This window comes from Novosphingobium sp. Fuku2-ISO-50 (assembly GCF_001519055.1).
Lineage (GTDB): Bacteria > Pseudomonadota > Alphaproteobacteria > Sphingomonadales > Sphingomonadaceae > Novosphingobium.
Genome location: NZ_KQ954290.1, coordinates 135,608 through 149,943 on the forward strand (window position 1 = coordinate 135,608; position 14,336 = coordinate 149,943).

The 14,336-nt window shown below is 64.2% G+C and carries 10 protein-coding genes; 3 read left to right on the top strand and 7 right to left on the bottom strand.

What is annotated here, in order from left to right:
* Positions 1 to 55: 55 nt before the first annotated feature.
* From AQZ50_RS10155 to AQZ50_RS10175, 5 genes are read right to left on the bottom strand one after another with little or no spacing between them, the layout of a single operon-like run.
* Positions 56 to 1,498: an efflux transporter outer membrane subunit gene (locus AQZ50_RS10155; RefSeq protein WP_067746115.1), complete on the bottom strand. Its 1,443-nt coding sequence runs from the start codon at positions 1,496 to 1,498 to the stop codon at positions 56 to 58.
* Entirely contained in the window at positions 1,491 to 2,657 is a 1,167-nt protein-coding gene (locus tag AQZ50_RS10160; RefSeq protein WP_067746117.1) for an efflux RND transporter periplasmic adaptor subunit, read from the bottom strand. Before AQZ50_RS10160 ends, AQZ50_RS10155 begins: the two co-directional genes overlap by 8 nt.
* On the bottom strand, positions 2,650 to 5,895 hold the full coding sequence (locus tag AQZ50_RS10165) for an efflux RND transporter permease subunit (RefSeq protein ID WP_082703560.1): 3,246 nt from the start codon (positions 5,893 to 5,895) through the stop codon (positions 2,650 to 2,652). Before AQZ50_RS10165 ends, AQZ50_RS10160 begins: the two co-directional genes overlap by 8 nt.
* A gap of 49 nt (positions 5,896 to 5,944) precedes the next feature.
* Positions 5,945 to 7,378 carry a sensor histidine kinase gene (locus tag AQZ50_RS10170; RefSeq protein WP_067746119.1) on the bottom strand — a complete coding sequence of 478 codons (1,434 nt, stop codon included), beginning with the start codon at positions 7,376 to 7,378 and terminating at the stop codon, positions 5,945 to 5,947.
* Positions 7,375 to 8,052 (bottom strand): response regulator transcription factor, encoded by a 678-nt coding sequence (locus AQZ50_RS10175; RefSeq protein WP_067746122.1) that lies wholly within the window; start codon positions 8,050 to 8,052, stop codon positions 7,375 to 7,377. Before AQZ50_RS10175 ends, AQZ50_RS10170 begins: the two co-directional genes overlap by 4 nt.
* A 449-nt stretch (positions 8,053 to 8,501) precedes the next feature.
* Between AQZ50_RS10175 and AQZ50_RS10180 the strand changes: the two genes are divergently transcribed.
* Positions 8,502 to 9,182 (top strand): SDR family oxidoreductase, encoded by a 681-nt coding sequence (locus tag AQZ50_RS10180; protein WP_067746124.1) that lies wholly within the window; start codon positions 8,502 to 8,504, stop codon positions 9,180 to 9,182.
* 124 nt (positions 9,183 to 9,306) lie between these two features.
* On the opposite strand, the gene AQZ50_RS10185 is transcribed toward AQZ50_RS10180, so the two are convergent.
* Together AQZ50_RS10185 and AQZ50_RS10190 are read right to left on the bottom strand one after the other, a co-directional pair.
* Positions 9,307 to 10,776, bottom strand: a complete 1,470-nt coding sequence (locus tag AQZ50_RS10185; protein ID WP_231730215.1) for an aminopeptidase P N-terminal domain-containing protein — start codon at positions 10,774 to 10,776, stop codon at positions 9,307 to 9,309.
* Positions 10,760 to 13,063, bottom strand: coding sequence for a TonB-dependent receptor (locus AQZ50_RS10190; RefSeq protein WP_156427302.1), 2,304 nt, complete (start codon positions 13,061 to 13,063; stop codon positions 10,760 to 10,762). The genes AQZ50_RS10185 and AQZ50_RS10190 overlap by 17 nt, the downstream gene beginning before the upstream one ends.
* A 161-nt stretch (positions 13,064 to 13,224) precedes the next feature.
* Between AQZ50_RS10190 and AQZ50_RS10195 the strand changes: the two genes are divergently transcribed.
* Together AQZ50_RS10195 and AQZ50_RS10200 are read left to right on the top strand one after the other, a co-directional pair.
* Positions 13,225 to 13,731 (top strand): YybH family protein, encoded by a 507-nt coding sequence (locus AQZ50_RS10195; protein WP_231730216.1) that lies wholly within the window; start codon positions 13,225 to 13,227, stop codon positions 13,729 to 13,731.
* 5 nt (positions 13,732 to 13,736) lie between these two features.
* On the top strand, positions 13,737 to 14,333 hold the full coding sequence (locus tag AQZ50_RS10200) for a helix-turn-helix domain-containing protein (RefSeq protein ID WP_067746126.1): 597 nt from the start codon (positions 13,737 to 13,739) through the stop codon (positions 14,331 to 14,333).
* Positions 14,334 to 14,336: the final 3 nt, after the last annotated feature.

The following is a 14,336-nucleotide window of genomic DNA, read 5'->3' on the forward strand; positions in this document are numbered from 1 at the left end:
GTAAACTTGCAGCGACTTTCGTCGGCCGCAATGGGCCCGAGGCCGGTTCGATCGATCAGGATTGGCCCGGGTTCCAGCCGCCGCCCACTGCCCGTGCCAGTGACACCGCCGCGTTCAACCGCAAGGTATGAACCTCGATGGCGCGGCGTTGTTCAAACAGCGCGGTGGTCTGCGCGGTGACGACGTCCAGATAGTTTGACGCCCCCTTTTCATAGCGCAGCATCGACAGGTCGGCAGCCTGTTGCGCCTGACCGGCGGCCCGGATCTGCGCGCTGTCCTCATCGCCGAAGTGGTGCAGCGCGGACAGGCTGTCTTCGACTTCCTGAAACGCGGTCAGCGCGGTGGAACGCCAGGCAGCGCCAGCCTCGTCCCAGCGCGCGCGGGCGGCGCGCACGCCCGCCTTGCGGCGACCGCCGTCAAACAGAGTCAGCGCCAGCGTCGGGCCCAGCGCCCAGAACGCATTGGGCGCAGCGACCAGACCGGCGAGAGCGGTGGCATTGGTCCCGCCTGCCGCAGCCAGATCGATCGTCGGGAAGAACGCGGATCGCGCGACCCCGATCAGACGGTTGGCCGCGTACATCCGCCGCTCTGCTGCCGCGACGTCGGGTCGGCCTTGCAGAAGCGTGGACGGCAGCCCGACCGGCGGAACCACGACATGCAACGTGTCTTTTGCGGGCGGCAGGACAAACGATGGCGCAGGCATGCCGACAAGGCTGGCAATGGCGTGTTCCAGCCGCGCCCGTGCGGCCAGGACATCGGCCAGCTGCGCCTCGGCATCGGCGAGTTGTGCGCCCGATCGCCCGGTGTCTATGCCCGTCGCCACGCCGCCGGAAAAGCGATCCCGGACCACTTTGTCCGCCTCGGCATAGACGGCGATAGTGCCTTTCAGCAGGTCGGTTTCGGCATCAAGCCCGCGCAGTGTGATATAACTCGTGGCGAGGGCGGCCTGAAGGCTGAGGCGGATCGCGGCGGCATCGTCGCTGCTGGCCTGCGCATTGGCTCTTCCGGCGGCGATCGAACCTTTGACACGCCCCCACAAATCGACCTCGTAGCTTGCCCCGAGTGCCGCGAGATTGTTGCCGTAATATACCGGCTGGCTGGCGCTGCGCAAAGGACGGTCGTCAGATTGCCGATCATACCCCAGCGCGCCGACCGCCCCGATCGTCGGCAGGGCATCGGCCTGAGCCGCGCGCAGTGCGGCGCGCGCCTCTTCGCTGCGCGCCAGGGCGGCAGCAAGCGTCGGGCTGTCGCCGGCAACACGGTCCTCAAGCGCGTCAAGCTGCGCATCGCCGAGCGCGCGCCACCAGTCTGACGGCGCCGCCGGTGTTCCGGTTGCTTCCGCCCAAGGCCCCGCTTCGCGGAACGCTGCGGGAACGGGTGTGCTTGCCGGGTAATTGGAGGCCGGATGATAAGGCGGCGCACCGGCACATCCGGCAAGCAGCAGCATCGTACCGGCCAACGGCAAGAACCGGTCGAGACGCCGACTGGGCTCAATCATGCGCGCCCTCCACCCGAACGACTTCGCCTTCGCTGATCGAATCCGGCGGGTTTGCGATCAGCCGCGTGCCCGCCGTAATTCCGGAGTTGATTTCGACTTTGCCGCCAAGATCGCGGCCGATGATCACCGGGATCAGATGCACCCGGCCATTGGCGGTGACAGTGGCAACCTGGCTGCCATGATCGCGCAGCACAAGCGCGCCTGACGGCACAATCAACCGGTCACCCGCGCCGGGCAGGGCAAAATGGACTTCGGCATAGCCGCCGGGTTTCAGCTTGAACCCCGGATTGTCGGTCTTCAGCTGCACCTGCAACGACCCGGTGCGCTGATCGATGGCAAACGACTGATCGGTCAGCGTCGCGGGAAACGTCTGGTCGGGATAGTCGGGCAGCTTCAGCGTGGCGGTCAAACCATTGTGCATCGCTGCGGAATATTCCTGCGGCACGTTGACATAGATGCGCATGCGCCGTTCGTCGGCCATGGCGAACATCGGCGTCTGATTGGTCGCGCCCGGGCCGACCAGATCGCCGATGTCGGCATTGCGCTGGGTGACCAGACCGGCAAAAGGCGCGCGCACGGTGGCATAGCCCTTCATCGCCAGCAGGCGCCCCAAAGCCGCGGCGGCTTCGTCGACGGCGGCGGCATGGGTCTTGGCATCGGCGTTCTTTTCGTCGGTTTCCTGCACCGAGACGGCCTTGCTTTTGACAAGGTCGTTCCATCGCGCGGCGGTCGACCGGGCGAGCGCCGCTTCCGCCCGCGCGCGTTCGAGCGTCGCGCGCGCCTGAATGATCTGCTGATCCAGCTCGGGCGTGTCGATCGTCGCCAGCGGCGCATCCTTGCCCACATCGGCACCGATGTCGCGAGTCCAGGCATGCACATAGCCGCCGACCCGGGCGTAGATGTGCGCGGTAAACCACGCCTGCATCGTGCCGGGCAGGACCAGTTCGTTCATCTTGCCCGCCGTCGTCGGCGTGATCAGATGAACACTGGGCCGGGCGGTGTCATCGGACGTGACCTGCGCCTCATGCGAATCGCGCGTTCGGACATAGATCCCGCCGACGAGAACCAGGGCGGCCAGCCCCGCCGCGATCACCCCAAAGCGGGCAAGACCCCGGGGCGGCGCCCCGTCGCCAGTGGGCAGGCCGTGGGGATCAGACATGCTGTGTTTCCTTCTGAGAATCGAGCCCGAGGGACGCCGTGTGGTCCGCCTCTCCACCGGCGGTGCCGGTCTGGCGGCGGTGCGCCAGGCTGAAAACCACGGGCACAAAGACCAGCGTGGCAATGGTTGCAAAGAACAGGCCGCCGATCACCGCGCGGCCGAGCGGGGCATTCTGTTCGCCGCCCTCGCCAAGGCCCAGAGCCATCGGCGCCATGCCGATGATCATGGCCAGCGCAGTCATCAGCACCGGGCGAAACCGGGTCGCACCGGCTTCGAGCGCGGCACGCACCGCATCGCCGGTCGCCTCAAGCCGCTCACGAGCAAATGTGATCACCAGCACCGAATTGGCAGTGGCCACCCCCATGCACATGATCGCGCCGGTCAGAGCCGGGACCGACAGCGTGGTGTGCGTGGCAAACAGCATCCAGACGATCCCGGCGAGTGCGGCGGGCAGCGCGGTGATGATCACGAAAGGGTCGATCCAGCTCTGGAAATTGACCACGATCAGCAGATAGATCAGCACGATCGCACCACAAAGGCCCAGAATCAGCCCGGAAAAGGCAGAATTCATCGTCTGCACCTGGCCGCGCAAGGACACCGTGGCGCCCTTGGGCAATTGGGCATGGGTTTGATCGAGCACGCGCTGAATGTCATTTGCCACCGCGCCGAGATCGCGCCCCTGCGGCGTCGCATAGATGTCGATCGCAGGCGCAATGGCATAATGGCTGATCACCGCTGCAGTGCGGCTTTCATGGATCTGGCTCAGCCCGCCCAGCGTCTGGAACGAACCGGCGCCGCTGCCTGTCACCGGCACGTTGTTGAGCGCGCTGATGCTGTTGGCGCGATATTCGGGCGCCTGCACGACGATCGGGTAGGACACGCCGTTCTTCGGATTGAGCCAGAACGTCGGCGCAAGCTGGAAACTGCCGGCGAGGTTTACCGACAGGGCCCGGGTCACGTCGTTTTCGGTGATCCCGACCCGGTCGGCGAGCGCCCGGTCGACATCGACCTTGAGCTCGGGATAATTGCTCGGTTGCTGCACGCGGACGTCGGCGATACCGGCGATATGGTTCATCCGGCCCATCACCTCGTCGGCATAGGCTTCGTTGGCGGCGTTGTCCGGGCCCGACACGATCACGTCGATCGGCGCGGGCGCCCCGAAATTGAGGATCTGGCTGACGATGTCTGCGGGCAGGAACGAAAAGCTGCTGCCGGGAAACGCGCGCGGCAAATCCTGGCGCAAGCGACGGACATAGCCGGCGGTGGGGTGATGATCTTCGTTCAGCGTGATCATGATGTCGCCATCCTGCGGGCCGATGCCGCCGCTGTTCGAATAGGCCATGTTGATCCCCGACACGGTCATACCGATGTTGTCGATGATCGATCCGGTTTCCGATTTCGGCAGATCGCTGCGGATGCGCGCCTCGACCGCGTCGAACAGGGCGGCGGTTTCTTCCAGCTTTGTGCCGGTCGGCGCGCGCACGTGGATGCTGATCTGTCCTGAATCGACCGCAGGGAAGAAATCGCGACCGAGGAACGGCACCAGCACGAAACTGGTAAGCACCACCACCATAAAGCCGATCACGAAGGTCCGGCGGCTGGCGAGCGCAAGATGGAGCACGCCGACATACCAGGTGCGAAACACTTCGAAACGACGTTCAAAGCCCTGCTGAAAACGGCGCAGCACATTGTGCGATCCCGGATGACCGATCATCGCGTCATGACCGACCATCTGGTCCGCGATATAGGCGGGGGCATGGGCCCGCAGCAGCCAGTTGGCCATTGTCGGCACCAGCGTGCGCGACAGCGCAAACGAGGCGATCATGGCAAAGACCACAGACTTTGCCATCGGCGTGAACAGAAAGCCCGGCACCCCGCCAAGAAAGAACATCGGCACAAAGGCGATGCAGATGCACAGCAGCGAAACGAACGCCGGCTGCACGATCTGCCTTGCGCCATCGAGAATCGCCGTTTCGACGCCCTTGCCCTGTTCCAGATGCCAGTTGATGTTTTCGATGGTGACCGTCGCGTCATCGACCAGAATGCCGACTGCCAGCGCCAGCCCACCCAGCGTCATGATGTTGAGCGTTTCACCCGAAATCGACAGCCCCATGACCGCAGCGAGAATCGCCAGCGGGATCGAGGTGGCAATGATCACGGTCGATCGCCACGACCCCAGGAACAAGAGGATCATCAGGCTGGTCAGCGCCGCCGCAATGATCCCTTCGCGCACCACGCCGCTGATCGCCGCTTTCACGAACAACGACTGGTCGGACAGAAGATCGATCTTCAGCCCATCGGGCAAAGTGGGGCGCAGCCGCTCGATCAGCGCGCGCGCATCGTTGACGATGGCGATGGTCGAAGCATTGCCCGCCTTGAGCAGCGTCATCAGCACCGAGCGCTGCCCGTCGACGCGTACTTCGTTTTGTTGCGGCGGCGATCCGTCGTGGACATGGGCAACATCGCGCATGAGCACGGTGGCGCCGTCGACGGTCTTGATCGGCAGCGAATTGAGCGAATCGATCGCTTCGGGCGCATTGTTCAGCCGGATATTGTATTCGAACGGCCCGATCCGCGCGGTGCCGGCGGGTACGACCTGGTTTTGCGCGGCAAGCGCCGTGCCAATATCGGTAGTCGACAGGTGACGGGCCTGCAGCGCCTGGGGATCGATGTCGATCTGGATCTGGCGCACCCGGCCGCCATAAGGCGAAGGCATCGCCGCCCCCTGCACTGTCGCCAGCGACGATCGGATCTGGTTCTGCGCGATGTCGAACAATTGCTGTTCGGACAGCGTCTTCGAAGACAGCGCCATCTGCAGGATGGGCACGGTAGACGCGCTGTAATTGAGAATCAGCGGCGGCGTCATTCCGGCGGGCATCTGCTTGAGAACGGTCTGCGAGGCCGACGTGACTTGCGCGGTTGCCGTACGAATATCGACACCGGGGCGAAAGAATACTTTCACCACGCCGATGCCGGTGTACGACTGGCTTTCGATATGGTCGATGTCGTTGACGGTCGACGTCAACTGGCGCTCGTAATAATAGATCACCCGGCCCGACATGTCGCGCGGCGACAGGCCATTGTACTGCCACACCGCCGCAATCACCGGCACACGGATGTCGGGGAAGATGTCCGTCGGCGTGGTGATCCACGAGATGACCCCGCCCAGAACGATCAGAATGGCCATGACCACAAACGTGATCGGCTTCGACAAGGCAAGTTTGACCAGTTTCAGCATGACACTTCCCCTGCCTGCGCAGCGGACCCGGTGGCAAATAAAGAAAAATTCACCACCCGGCAGGCGTATCGCCCGATGCTGCCGATGCGCGCGGGGCGACGATGCGCGCGACCAATCCCGGGCGAGGTTCCGCATTCGCCGGATCGAGATGCAGGATATAGCCGTGCAGCGCGACAATCACGGCAACAAGGCTCAGCCCCAATCCGGAACCGGCCCGGCCTGTTTCCGCAGCGGCGCTGCCGCGCTGAAACCGCTCCAGCACGCTCGCGCGCTCTGCCAGGGGAATGCCGGGCCCGTCATCGGCGACCGCGATGACGATTTCGCCGCCTTCTTCGGTTGCTCCAAGCGTGATCCGGCCCCCGGTGGGGCTGAACTTGATGGCATTTTCGACCAGATTGCCGACCGCTTCGAACAGCAGTTGTTCGTCGCCCAGAATGCGCAGCCCGTCCGTGCCGCTACAAACGAGGGCGATGCCGCGCTCTTCGGCCAGAGGCTCGTAGAGCTCGGCCACGTCGCGCACCATGTTCATCGGATCAAACCGGACAAATTGAGAATGACGGCCCGACGCTTCGAGTTCCGACATGCGCAAGAGCGCACGAAAACGCGCCAGCACGACATCCAGCTCATCCCGCGCGCCCGTCAGCAGGGCAGCAGCCTCGGAATCACGCGCAACGACGGAAAGCAGCGCAATGCGTTCAAGCCTGGTCCGGACATGCGACAGCGGCGTGCGCAAATCGTGCGCAATCGCATCTGTCGCGCCTTTCACCTGACGCAGCAGACGCTCGATCTGCTCGACCATCGCATTGATGATTCCGGCGATCATGTCGAATTCGTCGCCGCGCTGGCCGATCACCACGCGCAAATCCAGTTCACCCATCGCAATACGCGTCGCGGTAACCTCAAGCTGACGGATGCGGCGCATCGGCCATAGGCTGAGCAGGAGCCCCGCCCCCAACGCAACCGCAACCGCGCCGGCGCCGCTGATCATCATGATCATCCAGATCCGTGCGCGCAGATCGTGAATCTGCGTTATGTCGCGCGATACGACAATGGTCAGCCGGTCTGCGGCAGGCAGCGCCAGCGCGCGCACCGGAGCCCCGCGCGGACCGTTCAACCGTTCGAACATGCGCCCCAGCGGAAACGGAGGCGCCAGCCCCGGATCGCCCAGCAGGCGATGCCCCGCAGCATCGAACACCGCGATGCCCTCAAACCCGCTGGTCGTATCGCGCAGCGTGCGCACCGTCTGCGCCAATTGGGCCGCCGATGGGGAAGCCGCCAGCATCCTTGCCTTGTTCGCCACATTCTGGTCGGTGCGATAGATCAGTTCGGCGCTGGTTTCGGCATAAACCACCCACAACACCGCAAAGATTGCGAGGGCAAAGACACCGGTAAGCCCCGCACTGAGGCGGAATGCGGTGGTATGGCGCAGATCGATGAGGCGCGGGGTACGCTGCGGGCTGGTGGCATGCGCCGGAATGGTCATGCCACCGCCAGCCGATAGCCTTGGCCCTTGATCGTCTCGATCATGGCGGGCCACCCCGGTCGCTCCAGCTTTCGCCGCAGACGGGCGATGTGGACATTGATCAGGTTGTCGCTCGCTTCGAAATACAGGCCCCAGACTTGTTCGAAGATCACCTGCCGCGCCACGACGTGGCCCGCATGGCGGACAAGGAATTCGAGCAGGCGAAACTCCTTGTTGACAAGATCAAGCGCTTCGCCGTCGACCCAGGCCTTGCGCTTGACCAGATCGAGCGCAATCGGACCTGCGCGCAGAAAGCTGTCTTCGGGATAGTCGAGGCTACGCCGCAACAGCACCTCGATCCGGGTAACCATCTCGGCGGGCGAAAACGGCTTCCCCAAATAATCGTCACCACCGGCGCGCAAGCCGGCGATGCGCTCGTCGACATCGCCCAGCGCGGAAATCACGAGCACCGGCGTGGTAATCTGGCGCGCACGCATGCGGGCCACAAGCGTCAGCCCGTCAATCCCGGGCAGCATGCGATCGACCGTTGCCGCATCAAAACGTTCCGAGCCCAGCCGGTCGAGCGCCATGCGACCATCGACCAGATGGACAACGCGATGGTGTTCGGCCTCCAGCGCGGCGCAGATCAGCGCCGCCGTCTCGGCATCGTCCTCAACAACCAGGATGTGTGCCATGGGGGCCCGCCTTGCATTAAGCCAAATTCAAACGACATTGGCCGGTCGGGCAACACATTCAAGTAAAATTGGTTTCACATCCCGGCGCACCCAGCCACCTATACCGCGCCGCCTATGCCGTGCCGTCCCGCACGAGGCCAACCTGTTTGATCTGCAGGCAAAATATGCCGAAGTGGTCCCGAGGCACAGCGAATGCCCGTCCGGGCCATCGCCCATCGGTCGGCCCGGAATCCCGCCAAAGCCGATCCGGAACAGTTGGAACCATTCGCCGCCACGCCCGGCGCGCGGTAGTGGGTCAGATTTCACACTGACCCGCTACCGAATTCCGGCCTGACTTGCGCCGGACGATAAACGCCTGCAATGTACCGCAAAACCGAGTGTCGGACCTCGTGCGGCATGGCCTGCCATACGCGCGGTGAGGCCGACATCATGATTGGGAAGGTGTAGTGATGACCCGTCGCATTCTCGTGACCGGTGGCTTTGGCGTGCTGGGCCGCGCCGTTTCCGGCGCTTTCACAAGTCGGGGCGGCCGGGTGGCCCGGGTCGATTTCGCCCGATCCGCGCCTGATGCGAATCCCGGCGGGGTCGACATCGGCGGGGTCGACCTGACCGACATGGCAGCGACGCTGGCCGCGCTCGACCAGGTGCTCGATGCGTTTGGCGGACTGGATGTGCTGGTCAATATTGCCGGGGGATTCGTCTGGCAGACGCTGGCCGATGGCGGGCCGGAAACCTGGTCGAAAATGTTCGCGATGAACGCGCTGACCGCCGTGACCATGACCCGCGCGGCGCTGCCTACGCTTTCCACCACACCCGGTGCCGCGATCATCAACATCGGCGCGGGCAGCGCAGTGCAGGCAGGCGCGGGCATGGGCGCCTATGCCGCGTCGAAAAGCGCCGTTCACAAATTGACCGAAAGCCTTGCCGCAGAATTGGCGGGCGATGACTGCACCGTCAATGCCGTGCTGCCCAGCATCATCGACACGCCGACCAACCGCGCCGACATGCCCGATGCCGATTTTTCGCAATGGGTACGGCCAGAGGCGATTGCCGATGTGATCATGTTCCTCGCCTCACCCGCCGCGCGCGCCGTGACCGGCGCGCTGATCCCGGTCGGGCGCGGCGGCTAACGGCACAGGGGCAGGCAGGACGGTCCCGGGTCAGACCTGCCGTTCTCTTGTGCGCGATGCCCCCGTCAGAACGGGATGATCGTGCGCAAGCGCTGTCCTGCGACCATCCCGGCCAGACACCCCATCATGCGTCGCCCTGCATCGCCTGTTCGACGTCGTGCGCGCTGCGCGCGATCGGCGGGCCGAGTACCCGGCCACCCTCGGCGGTGACGTGCACGTCGTCCTCGATCCGGATGCCGCCAAAACCGCGCAGGCGATCGAATGCATCGTAATCGATCAGCCCGGCGTGGCGCGCTTCGCCGCGCCACATGTCGATCAGTTCGGGAATGAAATAGAGCCCGGGCTCAACCGTGACCGTCATGTCCCTGCGCAAGGGGCGGGCAAGGCGCAGATTGCGCAGGCCAAACAGCGCGCTGCGACGGTTTTCGCCATCATAGCCGACGTTGTCCTCGCCCAGCGCCTCCATATCATGGACATCGAGGCCGATCTGATGCCCCAGGCCGCACGGAAAGCACAAGGCATAGGCGCCCGTCGCCACGATGTCGTCGACCGCACCGCGAAACAGGCCGAGATCGACCAGATCCTCGACCATGATCCGCGCGGCCAGCAGATGCAGATCAACGAAGCGGACCCCCGGACGACACGCCTCGATGGCGGCCTGCTGGGCCCGCAGCACGGTTTCGTAAAGCCGCAATTGCAAGGCATTGAACCGGCCGGAAACCGGGATCGTCCGGGTAATGTCGCTGGCATAGCCGCCATGGCTTTTGGCCCCGGAATCGTTGACTACCAATTCGCCCGCCGCCAGCACGCGGTCATAGCGCAAATTGTGCAGCACTTCGCCCCGGCCCGAAAAAATCGGCTGATAGGCAAAGTGCAGGTCGGCTGCGCGCATGATCCCTTCGAAGCGCCCGACCACTTCGTGCTCGCGCACGCCGGGCCGGGTTGCCGCCATCGCGGCGTGATGCATCCGCGCGGTGACAGCCAGTGCCGCTTCCATCTCGGCGATTTCCGCCGCCGACTTGATTTCGCGCAAGCCGACAATCGCGCGCACCAGTGCCAGATTGCCAGGCGCGTTCGCGCTTGCCGCAATCCGGGCCAACGACTGCCCGGTCAGCCGAGCGAGCGTTACCATGCCTTCGGCGCAATAGGGCGGCGGCCAGGCAATCTGGCGGCCGCGACCGATCGCATCGGCCATGGTCGCGGCCAAAGCCGCCCCATCGGCACATCGGGTAACCCCGACACGCGCCGCCAGTTCGCCGAGCGATGGCCGGGAACCCAGCCACACCGCCTCATCGATCCCGGTCGCTTCGCCAAACAGCCAGGCGTCGCCGGTCTCCGTGTCGATCAGCCCGGCAAGGTCCGGCTGGTCGAGCCCGAAGAAATACCGGAACGTCCCATCCTGAACGAACGGATACTGATTGGCGCGGAAATCCATCGCCTTTGCCGCATTGCCCGGCACCAGCAGCAACGCCCCCGGCACGGCGCGGGCCAAAGCCTCGCGCCGTGCCCGGTAGGTGTCCGGGTCAAACACGCCCCGCATGGCGGGCGGGGCCGGATCTGCCGGGCTCATCACCGGATCAGAAGTGATAGCCAAGCGTCACACCCATCGTGCGCGGCTGGGTAAGTGCCACGCGGCGCGTCGTCGGCAAGTCGGCGGAAATCGCGGTCGGCAAGTCGGTTTCACCCGCCTTGTTGAACAGGTTGTTGACGTAGAGCGCAGCTTCCCACGGGCCCTTGGCCGGGTTCAGGCCCACCCGCGCGTTGAAGATCGAAAAACCGCTGCGGCGGTAGAACGGGCTGGTCGTATCATAGAGAAAGTTGGCAGGGCCGAGGTAGGAAAAGTCGACCCGGACAAAGCCGTCATACGTCTCGCCGACATGGTCGCGATATTCGGCGGCGGCATTGGCGGTCCACTTGGGCGTGTCGAGCAAGTGATCGCCCGATTTCGCCGCAGTGCCGGGCACGTCGTTGCTGAGCGTCGCGTCGGTATAGCCAAACCCGCTGCTGAGCGTGATCGCGTGTGTCGGGTGCAGTTCGACTTCGAGTTCGCCGCCCTTGCTGACCGCCTTGCCGAAATTGGCCGTGATGTTGAAGCCGCACTGCAACACGATCTGCTGCTGCACGCGGTTCCAGTCGATGTAGTACAGCGATCCGTTGACCGTCAGGTGACGGTCGAACCAGCTCGTCTTGGCACCGACTTCATAGTTCCACAGATGATCCGCGCCATAGGAAGTCAGCTGGCTCTGGCTCAGGCCAAGGCCGGCCACTTCGGTGCCGCAGACATTGGCCGGGGCCGGATTGTTGGGGCCGCCGGGGCGATAGCCTTCGGACACCGTGGCATAGAGCATCTTGTCGCGCGTCGCCTGCCATTGCAGGCTGAACTTCGGCGTGGCGCCATGGTCGTGGGATTCGCTCGACACGGTGGAATAACCGCCGTTGAACAGGCCATCGCCGGTCTGGGTAAAGCTCTGGTCGACCTGAAACACGCGCAGCCCGGCGCGCGCGCTCAACGTCGAGCTCAGCTGGAAAGACGCTTCGCCAAACGCCGCATATTCCTTGAGCCGCGCATTACGGGTTCCCGCATAGATCGTCTGGAAGCTGCTGAACGGCGCGGTGTTGGTATACGTATACGCGCTCGGGAACGGGATGCTGGAGGCGAGCGGCGCGGTCACATCGTGAAAGAAGCCGCCGACGATCAGCTGAAACGGACCCTTGAAACTGGTCGCTGCGCGCAGTTCCTGCGTGAATTCCTTGTTGTGATACGCGCCATACATCGCCACCGGCTCGACCTTCGGCGTGGAGAAGTAATACGCCACGACTTTCGAAGAATCGTCGACCAGCTCGACATCGCGATGGAAGTACGAGCTTGACGAGGTGATTTCGACCGAGCCCAGCTGCTGCTTGATCGTCAGATTGGCGATCCAGCTTTTCTGGGTGTTGGTTTCGGCAACGTCGCGCGCCTGGATCGGGTTCTGCAGCGAGCCGGGAACGGCATCGAACGTGAACGGCGAACCGAGCTTGGTGTGCTGATACAGGATCGACGGCTCGATGCTGAGCGTGTCGGTCGGCTTGTACAGCAACGCCGCACGCACGCCCTGGGTTTCATAAGTGTTCACATTGTGCTGACGCGGCGCGGTGGTGTCGGCGGCGAGGTAATTGGTCGGATCGATCGGGTAACGGTCGATAAAGCCGTCGTCGCGCCGGGCGTAGGCGGCAACGCGAACGGCCAGCACATCCTTGACGATCGGCGCGTTGATCACGCCGTTGACGCCCCAGTTGAAACCGCCGTGTTCGGTGCCCGACAAGTCGGTGCCGACTTTGCCTTCGATCTTTTCGAGATTGGGCTGGTTGGTGATGTAGCGCACGGTGCCGCCCATCGAGCTCGACCCGTAAAGCGTGCCTTGCGGCCCGCGCAGCACTTCGATCCGCGAAACGTCGAGCATCGAGGGATCGATCACCCCGCGCGTCGACAGCAGCGCCGCATTGCTCGACGCCGCGATCGGCGTGTCATCAAGGTAATAGCCGACCGTCGCGGCCGAACCCGCCGTCGAGGAAATGCCTCGAATGATCAGGTTGTTTTCGCCCGGCCCCGAAGAGACCACCGCCAGCGACGGCGCGATCCGCGACAGGTCATAAACGCTTTGCACACCGCGCTTTTCAAGCTCTTGCGAGGTGAACACCGAAATCGACAGCGGCACTTTCTGCACCGATTCACTGCGCTTTTGCGCGGTGACGACGATTTCGGTCGAATCACGCCCGCCCGCGGAATCACCGACGACAGGCGCCGCAGCCTGAGCGAATGCAGGATTGGCCAGCAGCGCGATAGCCATTGCGCCAAACGCGGATGCGCCCTGCAGCATGGTTGAAGAACGGAACCCCATGGTCTTTCCCCTAGAAAGAATGTTTTTTTCGACACCTCACCCGAAAGTCCGGTGCCGCTTGCCCCCTAAACTTCGTAAAAATGTTCGGTGTGTCAAACTTTTTTGATCATGGCGCATTTTTGTGGGCGTGCTATGGCATTCGGGCGACACAGGAGAGCGGCGTGAACAGGAACAACATGGTGATGAGCGCAATCATCGGCGGGACCGCCGCGGCGGTCGCGGTAGTGGCCGGATCGGCCCACGCTGCCTCAACCAATTCTGCCTCAACCAATTCTGCCTCAGCCCACGAAGCGCAAGCCCGCGCCGACATTCAGGCCGTGCTCACAGCCAGTGCCGCAGCATGGAGCGCGGGCGACCTTGACCGGTTCATGGCGTCCTACGCCCCGATGGCCACGACGACCTATCTCAGCGGCACGCATCTGGTGCACGGCTACGCCGAAATCCGGGCGATGTATGCCCAGCGCTTTGGCGGCGGATCGCAAGCGGCCATGGGCGAGCTGACAGTCGATATCGTCGATTTTCGCCTGCTCGGCCCTGCCCACGCCTATGTCATCGGACACTTCCACCTGCACCGTGACGCGGCGCACGGCGGCGATGCCGAAGGCCCGACTTCGCTGGTCTTCGAACGCACGCCGGCAGGCTGGCGGATCGTGGCCGATCACAGCTGATTGCCATGCCGGTGACGACCCTGCCTGCACCTGATGCACCATCCAGACCTGGCCATGCGGGCCTGCCGCCGATCGGCGCTGCCATTCGCGACCGGCGCAAGCGGCTTGGCATGACCTTGCAGGTCCTGGCCAGTGCCAGCGGCCTGTCGGCGCCGTTCCTGTCGCAAGTCGAGCGGGATCTGGCGATGCCCTCGCTCGTCTCGTTGACCGCGATCGCGCAGGCATTGGGCGTCGAGATGAGCTATTTCGTCGGCACGCCGCCGCCGGGCCAGGTCGTCCGTCGCGGCAACCAGCCGGAATTGCTGCAAGTCGGCAGCGGCCCGGTGGTCTATCACCGGCTGAGCGGTCAGCACGAAGAACGCAAGATGGAGGCGCTGCACATGACCGTGCCGCCCGGCATTGCATCCCCCCTCGCCCGCCGCGAAGGCGAAGGATTCTGGTATATTCTCGGTGGCGAATTGAGCGTGTGGATCGGGCAGGAACATTTCATCCTGGGCCCCGGCGACAGCGCCCATTTCGACCAGCGCCACCCCTATCGCATGCGCAACGACGGGGCCCGCGACGTGACGATGATCTGGGTCGGCACGCCCGCGTTGCTATAGGCC